At 61.4% G+C, this 16,284-nt stretch carries 15 protein-coding genes; 8 read left to right on the forward strand and 7 right to left on the reverse strand.

Features of this window, described 5'->3' with window-relative positions; all coding sequences use genetic code 11:
* Positions 1-5: 5 nt before the first annotated feature.
* From CAF79_RS00495 to CAF79_RS00520, 6 genes are all read right to left on the reverse strand, one after another.
* A complete protein-coding gene (locus CAF79_RS00495; protein ID WP_085695945.1) occupies positions 6-1,082 on the reverse strand; it encodes a diguanylate cyclase in 1,077 nt (358 codons plus the stop codon).
* A complete protein-coding gene (locus CAF79_RS00500) occupies positions 1,066-1,944 on the reverse strand; it encodes a DUF4434 family protein (protein WP_085695946.1) in 879 nt (292 codons plus the stop codon). Before CAF79_RS00500 ends, CAF79_RS00495 begins: the two co-directional genes overlap by 17 nt.
* On the reverse strand, positions 1,944-5,102 hold the full coding sequence (locus CAF79_RS00505; RefSeq protein ID WP_085695947.1) for a phage receptor: 3,159 nt from the start codon (positions 5,100-5,102) through the stop codon (positions 1,944-1,946). Before CAF79_RS00505 ends, CAF79_RS00500 begins: the two co-directional genes overlap by 1 nt.
* On the reverse strand, positions 5,099-7,273 hold the full coding sequence (nrfB, locus tag CAF79_RS00510) for a cyclic di-3',5'-guanylate-activated glycosyltransferase NrfB (RefSeq protein WP_085695948.1): 2,175 nt from the start codon (positions 7,271-7,273) through the stop codon (positions 5,099-5,101). Before nrfB ends, CAF79_RS00505 begins: the two co-directional genes overlap by 4 nt.
* On the reverse strand, positions 7,270-8,424 hold the full coding sequence (wecB, locus tag CAF79_RS00515; protein ID WP_085695949.1) for a non-hydrolyzing UDP-N-acetylglucosamine 2-epimerase: 1,155 nt from the start codon (positions 8,422-8,424) through the stop codon (positions 7,270-7,272). The genes nrfB and wecB overlap by 4 nt, the downstream gene beginning before the upstream one ends.
* A 175-nt stretch (positions 8,425-8,599) precedes the next feature.
* Positions 8,600-9,031 carry a co-chaperone YbbN gene (locus tag CAF79_RS00520; RefSeq protein ID WP_085695950.1) on the reverse strand — a complete coding sequence of 144 codons (432 nt, stop codon included), beginning with the start codon at positions 9,029-9,031 and terminating at the stop codon, positions 8,600-8,602.
* 338 nt (positions 9,032-9,369) lie between these two features.
* On the opposite strand from CAF79_RS00520, the gene CAF79_RS00525 reads away from it, so the two are divergent.
* From CAF79_RS00525 to CAF79_RS00560, 8 genes are all read left to right on the forward strand, one after another.
* Entirely contained in the window at positions 9,370-10,218 is an 849-nt protein-coding gene (locus CAF79_RS00525; RefSeq protein ID WP_085695951.1) for a transporter substrate-binding domain-containing protein, read from the forward strand.
* Positions 10,219-10,269: 51 nt separating this feature from the next.
* On the forward strand, positions 10,270-10,932 hold the full coding sequence (locus CAF79_RS00530; RefSeq protein WP_007960243.1) for an amino acid ABC transporter permease: 663 nt from the start codon (positions 10,270-10,272) through the stop codon (positions 10,930-10,932).
* A gap of 9 nt (positions 10,933-10,941) precedes the next feature.
* Entirely contained in the window at positions 10,942-11,604 is a 663-nt protein-coding gene (locus CAF79_RS00535; RefSeq protein ID WP_085695952.1) for an amino acid ABC transporter permease, read from the forward strand.
* The gene (locus CAF79_RS00540; protein ID WP_007960239.1) at positions 11,601-12,398 is read left to right on the forward strand and encodes an amino acid ABC transporter ATP-binding protein; all 798 of its coding nucleotides are present in this window, start codon (positions 11,601-11,603) and stop codon (positions 12,396-12,398) included. The genes CAF79_RS00535 and CAF79_RS00540 overlap by 4 nt, the downstream gene beginning before the upstream one ends.
* A 31-nt stretch (positions 12,399-12,429) precedes the next feature.
* Positions 12,430-12,819, forward strand: a complete 390-nt coding sequence (locus CAF79_RS00545; protein ID WP_039768794.1) for a RidA family protein — start codon at positions 12,430-12,432, stop codon at positions 12,817-12,819.
* A gap of 78 nt (positions 12,820-12,897) precedes the next feature.
* Positions 12,898-13,662, forward strand: a complete 765-nt coding sequence (locus CAF79_RS00550; protein ID WP_085695953.1) for an IclR family transcriptional regulator — start codon at positions 12,898-12,900, stop codon at positions 13,660-13,662.
* A gap of 39 nt (positions 13,663-13,701) precedes the next feature.
* Positions 13,702-14,922: an amino acid deaminase gene (locus tag CAF79_RS00555; protein WP_085695954.1), complete on the forward strand. Its 1,221-nt coding sequence runs from the start codon at positions 13,702-13,704 to the stop codon at positions 14,920-14,922.
* Positions 14,922-15,854, forward strand: a complete 933-nt coding sequence (locus tag CAF79_RS00560) for a sugar kinase (protein WP_085695955.1) — start codon at positions 14,922-14,924, stop codon at positions 15,852-15,854. Before CAF79_RS00555 ends, CAF79_RS00560 begins: the two co-directional genes overlap by 1 nt.
* A gap of 113 nt (positions 15,855-15,967) precedes the next feature.
* On the opposite strand, the gene CAF79_RS00565 is transcribed toward CAF79_RS00560, so the two are convergent.
* Positions 15,968-16,243, reverse strand: coding sequence for a peptidylprolyl isomerase (locus tag CAF79_RS00565; RefSeq protein ID WP_085695956.1), 276 nt, complete (start codon positions 16,241-16,243; stop codon positions 15,968-15,970).
* Between the last annotated feature and the right edge of the window lie 41 nt (positions 16,244-16,284).

Consider the following 16,284-nt stretch of genomic DNA (forward strand, 5'->3'; position numbering starts at 1 on the left):
CGGCCTCACTGATGAAAGGTGTAGCGATCCTTGCCGGTATGCTTTGACTCGTACAACGCTGCGTCGGCCTTGATCAGCGCCTGGTTGAGGGTGTCCCCGTCCGCAACCCGGGCTACCCCGATGCTGATGGTCACCGGGTGCCGGGTGGTTTGCTCACGCACCACCCGGCATAACTCACCGGCCAATGCCTCGACGTCCTCGCGGCGAACGCCCGCCAGATAAATCGCAAATTCCTCGCCACCCAGTCGCGCGTACTCGAACGGTGCCATTACCGCTTTGATGTCTGCCGCGATCCGCTTGAGCACTTCATCGCCGATGTCGTGGCCGTACACATCATTCACTTTCTTGAAGTTGTCGATGTCGATCATCGCCAGGTAATGGTCATGCTCGCGCGGTACGGCTTGCAGGGTTTTTCCGACGCTGGTCATGAATGAGCGGCGGTTGGGAATTTCGGTGAGCGTGTCGTTGTAGGCCTGATCCAGCAACAGCTTGGACATGATGTAGTTGTAGAGCTTGGCCTCGCGCAACTTCAGAAATGTATAGATCGTCAACGCACAGAGAAAAACGCTGTAGGCGATGGTCATCACACCTTTGAGCTCGAGCAGGTCGATGCCGGTGTTCATGAAAGGATTGAGCATCAGCCAGGTGACAACCTGTGCAGCGAAGAACGACCATCGGCTGAGCGGGAGCACGGAGGCACTGTAAAGCGTGGTGGCGGCAGCGAGTACCAGCCAGATGCCGTGAAACGTCGGCGGCAAGCCGTCGATCACCATTCGGATGCCGAGTGTGATGATCACCACGAATGTCAGGTTCAGCCAGTCGAAGTGTCGGGCCTTGCGGGTGAACATCAACACCACAGCAAGAATCGCAAAGGCTGCGATGAACACCATCGAACGCCAGGTGAATCCCTGATTGCCGATGAAGCTGACGATCAGGTCGAAGGCCAGCCAGATGCCGATGCTCGCCAGGTAGATCAACAGGCAGAACGAATGCAGCCGCTCGAATTCATGCTGGATGAACTCCTCCCACACTTCGGCGGGCGCGGTCTTCTTCAGGACTTCGTCTTCAATGGTTTTGTACATTGCTGCCCGGATGCTTGCGTTGGTTATCGAGGATGACCGAACCCCACGGTCGATAGCGCAGGGAAAACACCGCGTTCTGATGGCAACCGGTCGAGGTCGCATCCGGGGTGGCCGGTTCGGCACGGAAGGGCTCGCCCTCGCGGCTGACCTGCCGGAAGGCTTCGCGCACGATACCCACGGAGCAGGGCAGTGCGCTGGCGTAACCTTTACGCACCAGCGGTGACAAACGGCCGGTACCCGCGCCGTCCTGCCACCAGACGTGCGCCCCGGCTGCCGTCAATTCGCCCAGCCATTGACCGTTGACCGCCGGGGCCAGCTTGCCGGCACTGAAAGCGCTGACATGCAGCGGCGCGTCCAGTTTCGCGGCGAAGTCCTTCAATTGGCGCTGAAGCGTGGCCCGCCGATCTGCCGCCAGGAAGTGCAGGTCGTCCAGCTCCAGCGGCAGATACCAGCCGCTGACCGGCAGCTTCCAGTCCTGGCGCAGCTTCTGCTGCCGGGCCAGTGACTGACCCAGTTGTGCCTGCCAGTAGGCGCCGAGACCGGCGCTGTCCAGTTCATCAATGCGCGTGTAGAAGGCCGGGTCCATCGCCAGGCCGAGCACCAGTTGCAGACCTTGTCGCTGAGCGAGTTTCAGGCTGTTGGCGAGCCAGCCATTGGCGCCGCCAAAGTCCGAGTCGCCATAGGCCGTCCACTGCACGATCACGGTTCGCGTGCCTTGTTTCGCGGTGTCTTGCCAGACTTTCTGCCACTGCGCCTGGGTCAGACCGGCATCGACATTCAGCGGCTGATAGAACACTCGCTCATCGGCCGTGGCGACGGTGGCACTCATCAGCAGGCACAAACACAACATCCATCGAACCATCAGAAATTCCACTCCACGCCCAGCAGCACACCGTTGCCACCTTCATACAGATTGCCGCCCAGCGACTGTTGATATTCGGTGCGAACCGTCAGTTTCGAGCGGTAGGCGTTGTAGCGATCCTCGTCGTACCACCATTGCCAGCGCAGGCCGACACCGGTTCGCAGGTCCTGGCGCCAGTCGTTGCTCGGGTCCTGGCTGGCAAACTCGAGAAAGCCATAAGGCATGATCGTCTGGGCTCCGCTGAACGGCAGTTTCCAGGCGTGACCTTGCTGGAAGCGCGACAGCCATTGGTGATCGCCAGCCTTGGTCCACCAGGCTGCATCCAGGTAGAGAAAGCGCTCGTCCCAGTCGTTTTCGTCGACCCGCCAGTCGTTGCGGTACTTGCCCTGATCGAGGAAGGAGGCGGTGGCGCGCAGCAGGTAGTCGGTGGTGGTGTGACCGTCCTTGCGATGATCGTTGACCTGATCGAACAGTTTTTCCGGCACCAGCATCTGGCCGAGGCTCAGGTTGTGACTGTCGTCATCGTTGAACTGGCTTTGCTTGTAGATCTCGCCGTAGAAGTTGATGTTCTGTGTGCCCCACGGTTTGTAGCGCAGGCCGACACCGGCGGCGAGGGACTCGGCGTAACTGGAGCGACCTTGTCCGCCCAGCAGCACGCGACCGTACACCGACAGCGTGCTGCCGGCGCGGCTTGGTTCTTCGCCCAGGGCGTGGTCCCACATCGCCAGTTGCACATTCTGCGAATCCGAGCGACGTCGTGAGCCTTTGCTGTCGTCCGGGCGCACGAAGTCGTTGGTCGAGATTCCGGCCGGCGACCAGGTGCTGGCAATCGTCCGGCTGTCACGCCGCGACAGGGTTTCATGGGCGCGGCGCTGGCGGTAACGCCGGGCCTCCATGCTGCCTTCTTCATCATCGGCCGCCACCGGGTTCTGCTCCAGATCGATCACCCGGCGCAGTTCCTTGCGCGCTGAGGCGCTGTCTTCCACTTCGTCGTAGCGCCAGGCCAGGGTTTCCCCGAGGCGGTAATCCTCGGGGAAGTCACGGGTGGCCTGTTGCAGATACGGAATCGCCGTGGCGCGTTCTTCGCGGGTTTCGGCACCGGCCAGACGCATGCCGTAGTCGGCGCGATAACGCGGGTTGTTAGGCTCGCGGCGTACCGCTTCGGCCAGCCATGCAGTGTTTTGCGGCAAGTCTCCGGCTTTTTGCGCGGTGATCGACGCGGCGTAGAAATGCCCGGCATCCGGGGACTGCTGCAGGGCCTGACGCTGACGTTGCAGTGCCTGGGCGTGATCGCCCCGCGCGTCGGCGATGGCTGCGCCGAGTGCCCATTCATTGGCGCCGCGAGTGGTGCTCTGTTGCCAGTAGGTTTCTGCGGTCTGGCTGTCGCCGACGTTCAGCGCGCTGCGACTGGCCGTCAGACGCGCGTTGTCGCTGAGTTCGACGGTCGGAAAGCTGCGCCAGATGGCCAGTGCGCCAGCAGAATCACCGGCCGCTTCCAGGGCATAGGCCAGCGGCAGGCGACTGCTGCGATCACCGAGCTTTTCAGCCTGCTGGTAATAGACGACGGCTTCACCCGGGCGATCAGGCATGGCGCAGCGACCGAGCGCACGGTAATCGCCAGCTGCCTGTGGGTGGCTGCCGATGGCTTGCTGCACAGCGTCGCATTGGCCGGTTTCCGCGAGTTGCGCGAGCATTTGGCCGCGCGTCGCGCCGTCCACTCGGTTGAGCAGGAGCGCCATACGCCGCTGTTGCTCCGGTGTCGTGGAGGGTGCTGCGGCATACAAACCGGCCAGACGCTCCAACGCCGTTGCCGGCAGACGCCCGCCATGACGATCGAACGCGGATTCCAGCAATTGCTGGGCATGCGCGCGATCACCCGCTTTCACCGCCAGATAGGTGGCCTGATTCAGCGAGGAAAGATTGCCGGTTTGCCGGTAATGCAATTCCCACAGAGTTTGCGCTTCGATCATCCGTCCCATGCGCTGCGTCAGCTCCGCTCGGCGCTTGACGATATCAGGCGTCTGCTTCTGACCGGCCAGCCAGGCGTTGACCTCAGTGCTGCGACCTTGCTCCTGCCAGATGTCGAGCACCTGCGTTTGCCGACGGCTGTCCCAAGGCTCCGGCAGACGGGTGCTTTGCAACAGGTCAGTGGCTTGCAGGCGCTGGACGAGTATCAGCCAGGTCTGTGGATCGTCTGTCGGTGTACAACTGCGCAGTTGCTTGAGTGCCGCTTCCGGATCCTGACGCGACAGCCATTCGGCGGTTTCCAGGCAGGGCCGCTGCAGATCGTTGCTCAGGCGCTGCACGGTAGGCACGTCTTCGGTCTTGCGCGCCAGCTCCCACAGGCGCTGGCGCTGCGCCGGATCGGCGAGGTCGCTGGCGGGCAGGGACTGCATCCAGCGTTGGGCCTGTTGCTCGTGGCCCATGGCGATGGCGCGGTCGACCATCGCCAGTCGAACGTTACGCGCGGCCTCGGGACTCGGCGCCTGTTGCAGCAGTTGTTGCAGCGGCTTCTCATCGAGGCGTTGCACGTAAGCGTTAGCCAGCCGTTGCCAGCCTTCGCCGTCCAGTTGTTTGCGTGCGGCCAGCGGCGCCAGTTGGTCGATGGTGCCGCTCCAGTCGCGCAATTGCTCCGACCAGTTGGCGCGGGCCAGGCGCAAGATGTTGTCGTCACCCTTGGGCGTCAGTTGTGCCAGCCAGTCGTGGGCCTTGGCTGCGCCGCCGAACTTGGCCAGGCTCAGGCTGTAGGCCTGCCAGAGACGTACACGGTCATTCAGGTTGCTGGTGGCCATCCAGCTTTCTACTTGCGTGCCGGTGGGCGGATCCTGTTCGATCCAGGTCAGGCGCAGGTCGAGCAGGGCGTTGCTGTCGTCCGGCAATGCTTGCAGCGCCTCCCTGTACCGGCGTTGCCTGGCCAGGGACTCCACCAGCAGTGCCCGGGCCTCGTCGTTCTTGGGGACCTTTTCCAGCAAGTGGCGCATCAGTCGTTCGACTTCTTTCCAGTTGCCCTTTTTCGCCTCGCGATAGCTGCGGTCCATGTAGGGATAACTGCGGAACTGTTCGAAGTCGCTCAGCGGCGCTGCCTGCAGCGGACAGGCGATGCTCAGGCCCAGCAACAGGCTGCCCATCAGCAAGGTTTGACGATGCACAGACATCATGCGACCTCCCGGACAATGCGGTAGGCGGCTTGCTGTTCACTGGCCTGATCGGCCAGGGCCTGTTCCAGTACTTCCTGGGTGATCATGCCCCGGGAAATCAAATGCTCGCCGAGGGACGTCTTGTCGGCGTCGAAGTCGATCAGCGCCTGATTGAACAAAGTTGGCGGCACCATGCCGCGCACCTGCAACAGATTGCCCAACAGCACCTGATGGCGGCTGACTCTTTCCAGCAGGGTTTCATCGTCCTGATGGCGCTCAAGCACTTCGAGCATATGACGCACTTCCTCATTCTGGCGGGGGCTGGCGTACCAGTAACGAATCCCCAATGTGACGCGGCCCTGAGGTGCGAGACGGCTGCGCACCGGGCGTTTCAATTGTCGGCTGATAGCGCCGAGCGAGACCTGACTGACCGGGCCTTCGGAGGCCAGAATCAGCGTGTCGCCTTCTTCTGCCACCGGCAGAACTCCGTAGTGGGAGGCGACCCGGCGCGGCACCGTATCGATCAAGCGTTTGTCGAGCTTGAACGGATTGAGTGGTGCCCATTCCAGATCCAGCTGCTCGGCCAGTGTCTCGACCAGTTGAGTGCTGTCGATGTACTCACGCAGCAACAGTTCGCGGCCCAGTCGACGGCGCACGGGGCTGGTGATCGCTGCATCCAGTTGTTCCTCGGTAAGCAGGCCTTTTTCCACCAGCCGATGGCCCAGCGGAGTGCGCTGCGCCTGGGTGAGCGCCGGGAATTCGTGGGTGGTCTTGTCCCAGGCCACGCGCCGTGAATCGCCCATTTCCATGACCTGACGCAGGGCACGCAGGTTGGCGAAAAAGTTGACGAAGTTGCTCCACATCATGCGCGGCGCCGACAGCAGACCTTCAACCAGCCCGTAGTAACGAGTGACAAACCAGCCACGCTGGAACAGGCGATTGAGTAGCATCAGGCCGTTGAGCCACAGCAGCACCGAGAGCAGCGAGCTGTCGGCAAGGATCGAGGGGTAGCGCCACGAGTCCGGGGAAATGATCGTCACCGCCCACATCGCCAGCAGCACCAGGAACAGCAGGTTCACCAGAAAGCTCAGCAGGTACGCGATCAGCCCGCGACGATCGCGCCACAGAAAGTAATTGAGCAGACCCTTGCGGCTCCAGCCGAGGTTCTTGGTGCCCTGGAATACAATGCCGACAATCCACCGGGACTTCTGCCGGATTGCGTGTTGCAAGTCGCGGGGAAAGTGTTCCCGGACGCAGATCACCTGAGAGAACTCGCGGTTCATGCCGAACACCCAGGGTTGCTCCAGCGCCAGTTTCGGATCGCTGACCGAATAGCGGGCGAAGATGCATTTCATGCCTTTCTGCTTGAGGCGGAAGCCGATGTCGTAGTCCTCGGTCAGACTCTGCACATCGAAGGCAATGCCGTCGCCGTCTTCCAGCAGGGCGCTGATGGCTTTACGGCTGAAGCAGGTGCCGACACCGGCGCTGGGCACCTGACCGGTGAGGGCTTCGCGGACGATGACGTCCTTGCCGTGGTTTTCCGCGAACTCATCGACGTAATGCCCGGCGGTGAAGCCTTTCCATTCCGGCGCGTAGGGATAGACCGGAATCTGGATCAGGTCCTTGTTGGGCAACAGGTAGTTGAAGAGGCGCAATTCCATCGGCGAAATCACGTCTTCGGCGTCGTGCAGGATGAATCCGGCGAACTGGATTTTCGCCTCGCTCTCGAAACGCAGGATCGCGTCGATGATGTTGTTCAGGCAGTCGGCCTTGCTGGTCGGGCCGGGACGGGCGCAGACCACTTTATGCACGTTGGGGTAGTGCTGGCACACCGCATCGACATCGGCCTGGGTTTCGGCGTCGTTGGGGTAGGTGCCGACGAAAATCTGATAGTTCTCGTAGTCGATGGTCGAGGCGGCCAGACGCGCCATTTCGCCGACCACGCCGACTTCGTTCCACGCTGGCACCATGATTGCCAGCGGTTTCTCGGGAATCGAATACAGGCGTTCCTCGTCGGCGCGCTTGAATTTCTCGTAGATCCGCCAGCGCCGGATGAACTTGCGGCCCCAGTACACAAGGTCGATGAACAGGTCATCGAGGCCGAGGATGAACATCAGCAGGGCGAGGGCAATCGCCACATATTTGAGACCGAACAGCACATACGCGAAGAAATCGACCCAACCCAGACTCATACCCCGTTACCCGCCGCCGAGCGTGCGCTCAGCCAAGCGTGGAGGCGGGTGGCGATCAGTTCGCTGGCGTGACCGTCGCCATAGGGGAAGTGCACGCGGCTCATGCGCGCATAGGTGTCCGGATCGTCCAGCAATTGTCGGGCTTGCTTGACGATGCGTGCCGCGTCGGTACCCACCAGCAGCATGGTGCCGCTCTCGAGCACGGAAGGTCGTTCGGTGACGTCGCGCAGCACCAGCAGCGGTTTACCGATGGCCGGAGCTTCTTCCTGCACGCCGCCGGAGTCGGTCAGGATGAAATGTGCGCGGCCCATGAGCCAGACGAAGTTCGGATAGTCCTGCGGTGGTACCAGGTAGATGTTCGGTTTGTCGTCCAGCATGCCGTACACCACTTCCTGCACCAGCGGGTTGAGGTGTACCGGATAGACAAATTGCACGTCCGGGTATTGCTCGGCCAGCTCAGCCAACGCCTGGCAGATATTGCGGAAACCGTCGCCGAGATTTTCCCGTCGATGGCTGGTGACCAGAATCATCCGGTGCTGATCGTCCAGCGCCGCCAGTGGCGAACCGGCAGGCGGATGCCAATCGATTTCCTGCTGGTGCTTGCGCATCCATAGCAAGGCATCGATCACGGTGTTGCCGGTGATTTCAATGTTGTCTTCGGGTACGCCTTCGCGCAGCAGATTGGCGGCGGACTTGGAGGTCGGCGGGAAGTGCAGGTCGGTAATCACGCCGGTCAGGCGTCGATTCGCTTCCTCGGGCCAGGGCGCGCGCAGGTTGCCGGTACGCAGGCCTGCCTCGACGTGACCGATTGGCAATTGACGATTGAAGGCGGCGAGGGCGGCGATGAAGCTGGTGGTGGTGTCGCCGTGCACCAGCACGATGTCCGGTTTGACCCGCTCGTAAGCCTGATCGAGTTGGGCGAGCAGATGTTGCGACAGACCGTTCAGGGTCTGGCCCTGGGTCATGACTTGCAGGTCTTCGTCGACCGTCAGTTCGAACGCATCCAGTACCTGAGTGAGCATCTCGCGATGCTGGCCGGTGGAGCAGATGTTGAGTGTGATGTCGGGCCACTGACGCAGAACCCGGGCCAGCGGGGCCATTTTGATGGCCTCCGGGCGAGTACCGAAAACCATCATGACTTTAAAGGACATTGACCCCTCCTTGGACGAAGCAAGGCTGCGACCAAAGGGCCAGCAGCACTCTTCACTTTCTGAGAAATAAAGAAAAGCAGCCGGATTGGAGCTTGTCCAATCCGGCCTCGGGACTCGTTGTTACAGATCAATTGGAACGAGAGTGCCATTGCCTGATGGCTTTTGGGTGGCACTTTCAGGAAAAGTTCCATCGTCTTGCGCGGGGGATGGTGCAGAGGGTGCTGAGGGTGTGGCGCAGCCACTTCAGGTCATGGGCCGGTTTGCGCGCAGTGGCGCAGGTTCTGGATTTGCCCAGGTGTTGGGTGAAGTCTTGCAGCAGGGATTCTTCCGTACCGATGCCTTTCAGTTTTTTGACCAGAACGCCTTCCTTATAGAACAACACTGTCGGGGTCCCCGTGACATCCGGATGCCGGCACGACTGTGCGGTATCGAGCATGAAGATATCCATCCAGGGTCGGAAAGGTTTGGCGATCTCGAGGAACACTGGACCTGCGAAAACGCAGGCGCCGCAGTGCTCGTTGAAGAAATACAGGACGACAAGGCGCCTGGCTTTCAAGACCTTCCGGTACGTCGGCGGCAACGCTGAATATCGAGTCGGCGTCGTCATTGGAGCCTCCTTTATTCAATGTGTTGGACAGCACGACGTTAGGGGCGCTGCGGCGGTTGCTGCAACTGTCAGAGTTGACAGGTGCAGCCCGCTCCCAATCGTGCATCGCGCACCAGGATGTGGCCCGGATACCCCCCATGTGTGACGCAAAGTAGCGAAATGTGGAGTCGCGTCTGGTTACACCGTTTCCCGGGCTATCGCCATCTCGTTGATTCAAAACAAATTTCAATCCATTGCAGATTCCCCGCGAATCCTGTGGCACACTTTCTGCTGTCTATTCCGTAGTAACAAACCGAATTCCGGTATAGCGGAATAAACAACTTCCAGGAGTGCTTGCCATGCATCGCCGACCTTCCTTGTTCAAAGCGTGTGTTTTTGTTCTCGCGGCTTCGTCCGCTGTCATGGGTATGGCCCAGGCGGCCGACAGCAAGCTCGACAGCGTCCTGGCCCGTGGAAAACTGATTGTGGGTACCGGCAGCACCAATGCGCCGTGGCACTTCCAGGGCGCGGACGGCAAATTGCAGGGCTTTGATATCGACATCGCCCGGATGGTGGCCAAAGGTCTGTTCAATGACCCGAGCAAGGTCGAGTTCGTGGTGCAGTCGTCCGACGCGCGGATTCCCAACCTGCTGACCGACAAGGTCGACATGAGCTGCCAGTTCATCACCGTTACCGCCAGCCGTGCGCAGCAAGTGGCGTTCACCTTGCCGTACTACCGCGAAGGCGTCGGCCTGCTGCTGCCGAACAACAGCAAGTACAAGGAAATCGAAGACCTGCAGGCCGCGGGTGACAGCGTGACCGTGGCGGTGCTGCAAAACGTGTACGCCGAAGAGCTGGTGCACCAGGCACTGCCCAAGGCCAAGGTCGATCAGTACGACAGCGTTGATCTGATGTATCAGGCGGTGAATTCCGGTCGCGCCGATGCGGCGGCCACCGACCAGTCTTCGGTCAAATACCTGATGGTGCAGAACCCTGGCCGCTACCGCAGCCCGACTTACGCCTGGAGCCCGCAGACTTATGCCTGCGCCGTCAAACGTGGCGATCAGGATTGGCTGAACTTCGTCAACACCACCCTGCATGAAGCCATGACCGGCGTTGAGTTCCCGACCTACGCCGCGTCGTTCAAGCAATGGTTCGGCGTGGATCTGCCATCGCCCGCCATCGGTTTCCCTGTCGAATTCAAATGATCCCGTGAGAGTGGGGCGCCCTGACGCGCCCCGCTCAAGGTACTGCCGACCATGAACTATCAGTTGAACTTTGCCGCCGTGTGGCGCGATTTCGACACCTTGCTGGCGGGGCTCGGTCTGGGCCTTGAACTGGCGCTGGTGTCGATCGCCATCGGCTGCGTGATCGGCCTGCTGATGGCGTTTGCCTTGCTGTCCAGGCATCGCGCCTTGCGGGTGCTCGCATCGGTGTATGTGACGGTGATCCGTAACACGCCGATTCTGGTGTTGATTCTGTTGATCTACTTTGCGTTGCCGAGTCTGGGGATCCGGTTGGACAAGATCCCTTCGTTCATCATCACCCTGTCGCTGTATGCCGGGGCGTACCTGACCGAGGTGTTCCGCGGCGGCTTGTTGAGCATTCCCAAGGGCCAGCGTGAAGCGGGGCTGGCGATTGGTCTGGGCGAGTGGCAGGTGAAGGCCTACGTCACCGTGCCGGTGATGTTGCGCAACGTGCTGCCGGCCCTGTCGAACAACTTCATTTCACTGTTCAAGGACACCTCGCTGGCCGCCGCGATCGCGGTGCCGGAGCTGACCTATTACGCGCGCAAGATCAACGTCGAAAGCTACCGGGTGATTGAAACCTGGCTGGTGACCACGGCGTTGTATGTCGCGGCCTGTTACCTCATTGCCATGCTGCTGCGTTACCTCGAGCAGCGTCTGGCAATCCGCCGATAGGAGGCTGCGATGTACGAATCCCCCAGTTGGTTGCATGAGTTGTGGATTGCCCGCGAAGCCTTGTGGCAAGGCTTTCTGACCAGCGTGCAGGTATCGGCGCTGGCGATTCTGTTCGGCACGGTCATCGGCGTGTTGGCCGGGCTGGTGCTGACTTACGGCAAGTTCTGGATGCGCGCGCCGTTTCGCTTGTATGTCGACCTGATTCGCGGCACGCCGGTGTTCGTGCTGGTGCTGGCGTGCTTCTACATGGCACCGGCGCTCGGCTGGCAGATCAGCGCGTTTCAAGCCGGCGCACTCGGATTGACGTTGTTTTGCGGCTCGCACGTCGCGGAGATCGTGCGCGGTGCGTTGCAAGCGTTGCCGCGCGGGCAGATGGAAGCCGGCAAGGCCATCGGCCTGACGTTCTATCAGTCCCTCGGTTATGTGCTGTTGCCGCAGGCGCTGCGGCAGATCCTGCCGACCTGGGTCAACTCGTCCACGGAGATCGTCAAGGCCTCGACCTTGCTGTCGGTGATCGGCGTGGCCGAACTGCTGCTCAGCACCCAGCAGATCATCGCCCGGACGTTCATGACCCTGGAGTTTTACCTGTTCGCCGGTTTTCTGTTCTTCGTCATCAACTACGGCATCGAATTACTCGGCCGGCACATTGAAAAGCGGGTGGCCCTGCCATGACTCAAGCTCAAGTTTCCAACGTCCAGAACGGTCAGCCCCTGCTGGACATCCGTGGTCTGCACAAACAATACGGCGCAGTCGAAGTGCTCAAAGGTGTCGACCTGAGCATGCAGCGCGGCAACGTCGTGACCCTGATCGGCTCCAGTGGCTCGGGCAAGACCACGCTGCTGCGCTGCGTGAACATGCTCGAGGAATTCCAGGGCGGGCAGATCCTGCTCGACGGCGAATCCATCGGTTATGACGAACTCAACGGCAAACGCGTGCGTCACCCGGAAAAAGTCATCGCCCGCCATCGCGCGATGACCGGCATGGCATTCCAGCAATTCAACCTGTTCCCGCACCTCACCGCGTTGCAGAACGTCACGCTCGGCCTGCTGAAAGTCAAAAAGATGCACAAGGACGAAGCCGTGGTCCTGGCCGAAAAATGGCTGGAGCGGGTCGGCCTGCTGGAGCGGCGCAATCACTTTCCCGGCCAGTTGTCCGGCGGTCAGCAGCAGCGCGTGGCGATTGCCCGGGCGATTGCGATGAACCCGAGCCTGATGCTGTTCGACGAAGTCACCTCGGCCCTCGACCCGGAACTGGTCGGCGAAGTGCTGAACGTGATCAAAGGTCTGGCCGAGGACGGCATGACCATGTTGCTGGTGACCCACGAAATGCGTTTTGCATTCGAGGTCTCGGACAAGATCGTTTTCATGAATCAGGGGCGCATCGAAGAGCAAGGGCCTCCCAAGGAACTGTTCGAGCGCCCTCAATCGCCGCGGCTGGCGGAATTTCTCAAAAGCACGCGGTTCTGACTTTTCACGTTTTCAATCAGGAGAAACATCCATGAGCATTACTCGTTACGGCACCGGCAGCACCGCCGCTGGCGGCCAGCCTCGTCCATTCGCCCGCGCCGTTGAAGCCGATGGCTGGCTGCACGTTTCCGGGCAGGTGCCGGCGGTGGATGGCGAGATCATTGTCGGTGGCATCGTCGAGCAGACGCACCAGACCATGAAGAACCTGATCGCGATTCTCGAAGAGGCCGGTTATGGCCTGGAAGATGTGGTACGCGCCGGCGTGTGGCTGGACGATCCGCGGGATTTCACCAGTTTCAACAAGGTCTTCGGCGAGTACTTCAAGCCTGAACACGCTCCGGCCCGGGCCTGTGTGCAGGCGAGCATGATGGTCGACTGCAAGGTCGAGATCGACTGCATCGCGTACAAGAAAAAGGCCTGAGCGTCGACCGCTCCCGCGCAGAGCGTGGGAGCGATCTTTCGCGATAAACTCCCGGCACTTTGAATGGGAACCACTGAAATGACCGAAGACACCATCAAGCGCCGGGCACGCGGTCTGGACCGGGCGTTCGATATCCTCGATTTCCTCAAGGAGATCGGCCAGCCACTGCGCCCGAACGACATCGCCAACGGCATCGGCAGCCCGAAATCCACGGTCTACGAACTGGTGGCCTCGTTGCTCGAACGGCGGATTCTGGAGCCGGTGGGCAAGGACGGTCACGTCTATCTCGGTCGTCAGCTGTATTTCCTCGGCCAGGCGCACTTGCGGCATTTCGACCTCAGTCGCGAGGCCGATCACGCCTTGCAGGAGATCGTCAGCCAGACCCGGGAAACCGCGCAGATGTGCCTGCTCAACGGGCGCAAATACACGGTGGCGCTGATGAAGGAGGGCGAGCGGCATTTCCGCATTTCTTCCGATATCGGCGAGAACGCGCCGATCCCGTGGACCGCGTCCGGGCGTCTGCTGCTGGCGCACTTGAGCGACCAGCAGATCAGCGACCTGATCGACCCCGACGACTTCATTTTGCCCGATGGCGAACGCCTGCCGATGGAGACGTTTCTGGCGGAAATCCGTCAGGCCGGAATCGACGGTTTCTTCTCCTTCGACAGTGTCGCCGACACCTTTACCCATTGCTTCGCCGCCCCGGTCAAAGACCCTCAAGGCGTTGCCATCTGCACCCTGTGCATCGTCGCCCCGCGTGCCGATGCCAAGACCCATTACAACGACTATCGCCGGGTCTTGATCGAGAGCGCCAACAGCCTCGCCCGGCGAATCAACGAATAACCGCGCCTGCCTGCGGGCGCGACTGTGAGGAGTTCGACCATGACGACTGCCAACAACACTGCTGCCGTGGAAAAGGGCGATGCCGCCCTCGGCGCGCAACTGGTGCGTGACATCAGCCTGCCGGCGCTGGTGCTGCACCGCGAAGCGTTGGAGCACAACATCCGCTGGATGCAGACATTCGTCAGCGACAGCGGCGCCGAACTCGCGCCCCACGGCAAGACCAGCATGACCCCGGCGCTGTTTCGTCGTCAGCTCGACGCCGGCGCGTGGGGCATCACCCTGGCCAGCGCGACCCAGACCCGCGCCGCTTACGCCCACGGCGTGCGCCGGGTGCTGATGGCCAACCAACTGGTCGGCACGCCGAACATGGCGTTGATTGCCGACCTGTTGGCGGCCGATTCGGGCTTCGATTTCTATTGCATGGTCGATCACCCGGACAACGTTGCCGATCTGGGCACCTATTTCGCGTCACGCGGCGTACGCCTGAACGTGATGATCGAGTACGGCGTGGTCGGTGGCCGCTGCGGTTGCCGAAGCGAGCAGGAAGTCATCGAACTGGCCAAGGCCATCGGCGCGCAGCCGGCGCTGGCCCTGACCGGCATTGAAGGTTACGAGGGCGTGATCCATGGCGATCACGCTGTCAGCGGCATCCGTGAATTCGCCGCCTCGCTCGTGCGTCTGGCGTTGCAGTTGCAGGACAGCGGGGCGTTTGCCATCGCCAAGCCGATCATCACTGCGTCGGGGTCGGCCTGGTACGACCTGATCGCCGAATCGTTCGAAGCGCAGAACGCTGGCGGGCGTTTCCTCAGCGTGTTGCGTCCCGGCAGTTACGTGGCTCACGACCACGGTATCTACAAGGAAGCCCAGTGCTGCGTGCTCGACCGTCGCAGCGACCTGCACGAAGGCCTGCGCCCGGCGCTGGAAGTCTGGGCCCACGTGCAGTCGCTGCCGGAGCCGGGTTTTGCGGTGATTGCTCTGGGCAAGCGTGACGTGGCATTCGATGCCGGCATGCCGGTGCCGCTGTTGCGTTACAAGGCCGGTGTGCTGCCGGCGGAGGGCGACGATGTCGGCGCCTGCAAGGTGACCGCGGTAATGGATCAGCACGCGTTCATGACCGTGGCGCCGGGCGTCGAGTTGCGCGTCGGCGACATCATTTCCTTTGGCACTTCGCACCCGTGCCTGACCTTCGACAAATGGCGCGTGGGGCTGCTGGTGGACGAGCAGCTGGCGGTGATCGAAACCATGGAAACCTGCTTCTGATGAATACGCTCAGTCCATTGGGGCCGAACACCCCGCGCATCGCCCTGATCGGCGAATGCATGATCGAACTCCAGCAACGTGCCGATGGCAGCCTGCAACAGAGCTTTGGCGGTGACACGCTGAACACGGCGGTCTATCTGTCCCGCGCCATGGGCGACAACGCGCAGGTCGATTACGTCACGGCGCTGGGTGATGACAGCTTCAGTGACGCAATGTGCCGCAGTTGGGCCGATGAAGGCATTGGTCTGGATCTCGTCCAGCGTCTACCCGGTCGCCTGCCCGGTTTGTATTGCATCCAGACCGATGCTGCCGGGGAGCGGCGCTTTCTGTATTGGCGAAACGAGGCCGCCGTTCGCGACTGCTTTACCACGCCGGCGGCCACGCCGATTCTGGCGGCGCTGCCGGATTACGACGTGCTGTATTTCAGCGGCATCACGCTGGCGGTACTCGGTGCGCGGGGGCGGGAGAAACTGATCGAGACCTTGATCGAAGCCCGCCAGCGTGACGCGCGAATCGTCTTCGACAACAACTACCGTCCACGCCTGTGGGCCTCGGTGGAGGAGGCGCGGGCGGCCTATCGCAGCGTGTTGCCTCATGTCGATCTGGCGTTGCTGACGGTGGACGACGAGCAGGCGCTGTTCCATTTCGAAGACTGTGACGCGGTGTTTGAAGCGTACGCGCAGATCGGCACGCCGGAAGTGGTGCTCAAGCGCGGCGCCGAAGCCTGTCTGATCCGTTGTGACGGGGAAGCGTTTGAAGTCCCGGCGCAGAAGGTCGAGAAGGTGGTGGACACCACGGCGGCAGGGGATTCGTTCAGTGCGGCGTATCTGGCCAGTCGCTTGCTTGGAGGGAGCCCGACGGAAGCGGCGCAGGCCGGCCATCTGCTAGCGAGCCGGGTTATTCAAGTACCCGGGGCTCTGATTCCGAAGTAATCGGTGAATGGCCGATTGCTGCGCAATCGGATCGCGAGCAAGCTCGCTCCCACAGTGTTTGGTGTCGTTCACAGATACTTTGTGGGAGCGAGCTTGCTCCCGAAGTCAATCACTCAGTCGCGGAAAAACACCTGCACCAGGTGATAGCCGAACTTGCTCTTGATCGGCCCGTGCACGGTGCGCAGCGGTTTCTTGAAGATCACAGCATCGATCGCACCGACCATCTGACCCGGCCGCACTTCACCCAGATCGCCGCCACGCTTGCCGGACGGGCAGGTCGAAAACTTCTTCGCCAGCACATCGAATGCTTCACCGTTGGCGATGCGTTGTTTGAGTTTTTCAGCCTCTTCGGCGGTCTTCACCAGAATGTGGCGGGCTTGGGCTTTCATCGTGCAATACCTGTAGCGGGGTGACGGCGGGGCGCGGATTA

Source organism: Pseudomonas sp. B26(2017) (assembly GCF_002113045.1).
GTDB lineage: Bacteria > Pseudomonadota > Gammaproteobacteria > Pseudomonadales > Pseudomonadaceae > Aquipseudomonas.

What these genes read in the sequence shown, in the direction of transcription:
- CAF79_RS00495 (WP_085695945.1), bottom strand. Translation starts at nt 1,082, where the DNA reads ATGTACAAAACCATTGAAGACGAAGTCCTGAAGAAGACCGCGCCCGCC.
- CAF79_RS00500 (WP_085695946.1), bottom strand. Translation starts at nt 1,944, where the DNA reads ATGGTTCGATGGATGTTGTGTTTGTGCCTGCTGATGAGTGCCACCGTC.
- CAF79_RS00505 (WP_085695947.1), bottom strand. Translation starts at nt 5,102, where the DNA reads ATGATGTCTGTGCATCGTCAAACCTTGCTGATGGGCAGCCTGTTGCTG.
- nrfB (WP_085695948.1), bottom strand. Translation starts at nt 7,273, where the DNA reads ATGAGTCTGGGTTGGGTCGATTTCTTCGCGTATGTGCTGTTCGGTCTC.
- wecB (WP_085695949.1), bottom strand. Translation starts at nt 8,424, where the DNA reads ATGTCCTTTAAAGTCATGATGGTTTTCGGTACTCGCCCGGAGGCCATC.
- CAF79_RS00520 (WP_085695950.1), bottom strand. Translation starts at nt 9,031, where the DNA reads ATGACGACGCCGACTCGATATTCAGCGTTGCCGCCGACGTACCGGAAG.
- CAF79_RS00525 (WP_085695951.1), top strand. Translation starts at nt 9,370, where the DNA reads ATGCATCGCCGACCTTCCTTGTTCAAAGCGTGTGTTTTTGTTCTCGCG.
- CAF79_RS00530 (WP_007960243.1), top strand. Translation starts at nt 10,270, where the DNA reads ATGAACTATCAGTTGAACTTTGCCGCCGTGTGGCGCGATTTCGACACC.
- CAF79_RS00535 (WP_085695952.1), top strand. Translation starts at nt 10,942, where the DNA reads ATGTACGAATCCCCCAGTTGGTTGCATGAGTTGTGGATTGCCCGCGAA.
- CAF79_RS00540 (WP_007960239.1), top strand. Translation starts at nt 11,601, where the DNA reads ATGACTCAAGCTCAAGTTTCCAACGTCCAGAACGGTCAGCCCCTGCTG.
- CAF79_RS00545 (WP_039768794.1), top strand. Translation starts at nt 12,430, where the DNA reads ATGAGCATTACTCGTTACGGCACCGGCAGCACCGCCGCTGGCGGCCAG.
- CAF79_RS00550 (WP_085695953.1), top strand. Translation starts at nt 12,898, where the DNA reads ATGACCGAAGACACCATCAAGCGCCGGGCACGCGGTCTGGACCGGGCG.
- CAF79_RS00555 (WP_085695954.1), top strand. Translation starts at nt 13,702, where the DNA reads ATGACGACTGCCAACAACACTGCTGCCGTGGAAAAGGGCGATGCCGCC.
- CAF79_RS00560 (WP_085695955.1), top strand. Translation starts at nt 14,922, where the DNA reads ATGAATACGCTCAGTCCATTGGGGCCGAACACCCCGCGCATCGCCCTG.
- CAF79_RS00565 (WP_085695956.1), bottom strand. Translation starts at nt 16,243, where the DNA reads ATGAAAGCCCAAGCCCGCCACATTCTGGTGAAGACCGCCGAAGAGGCT.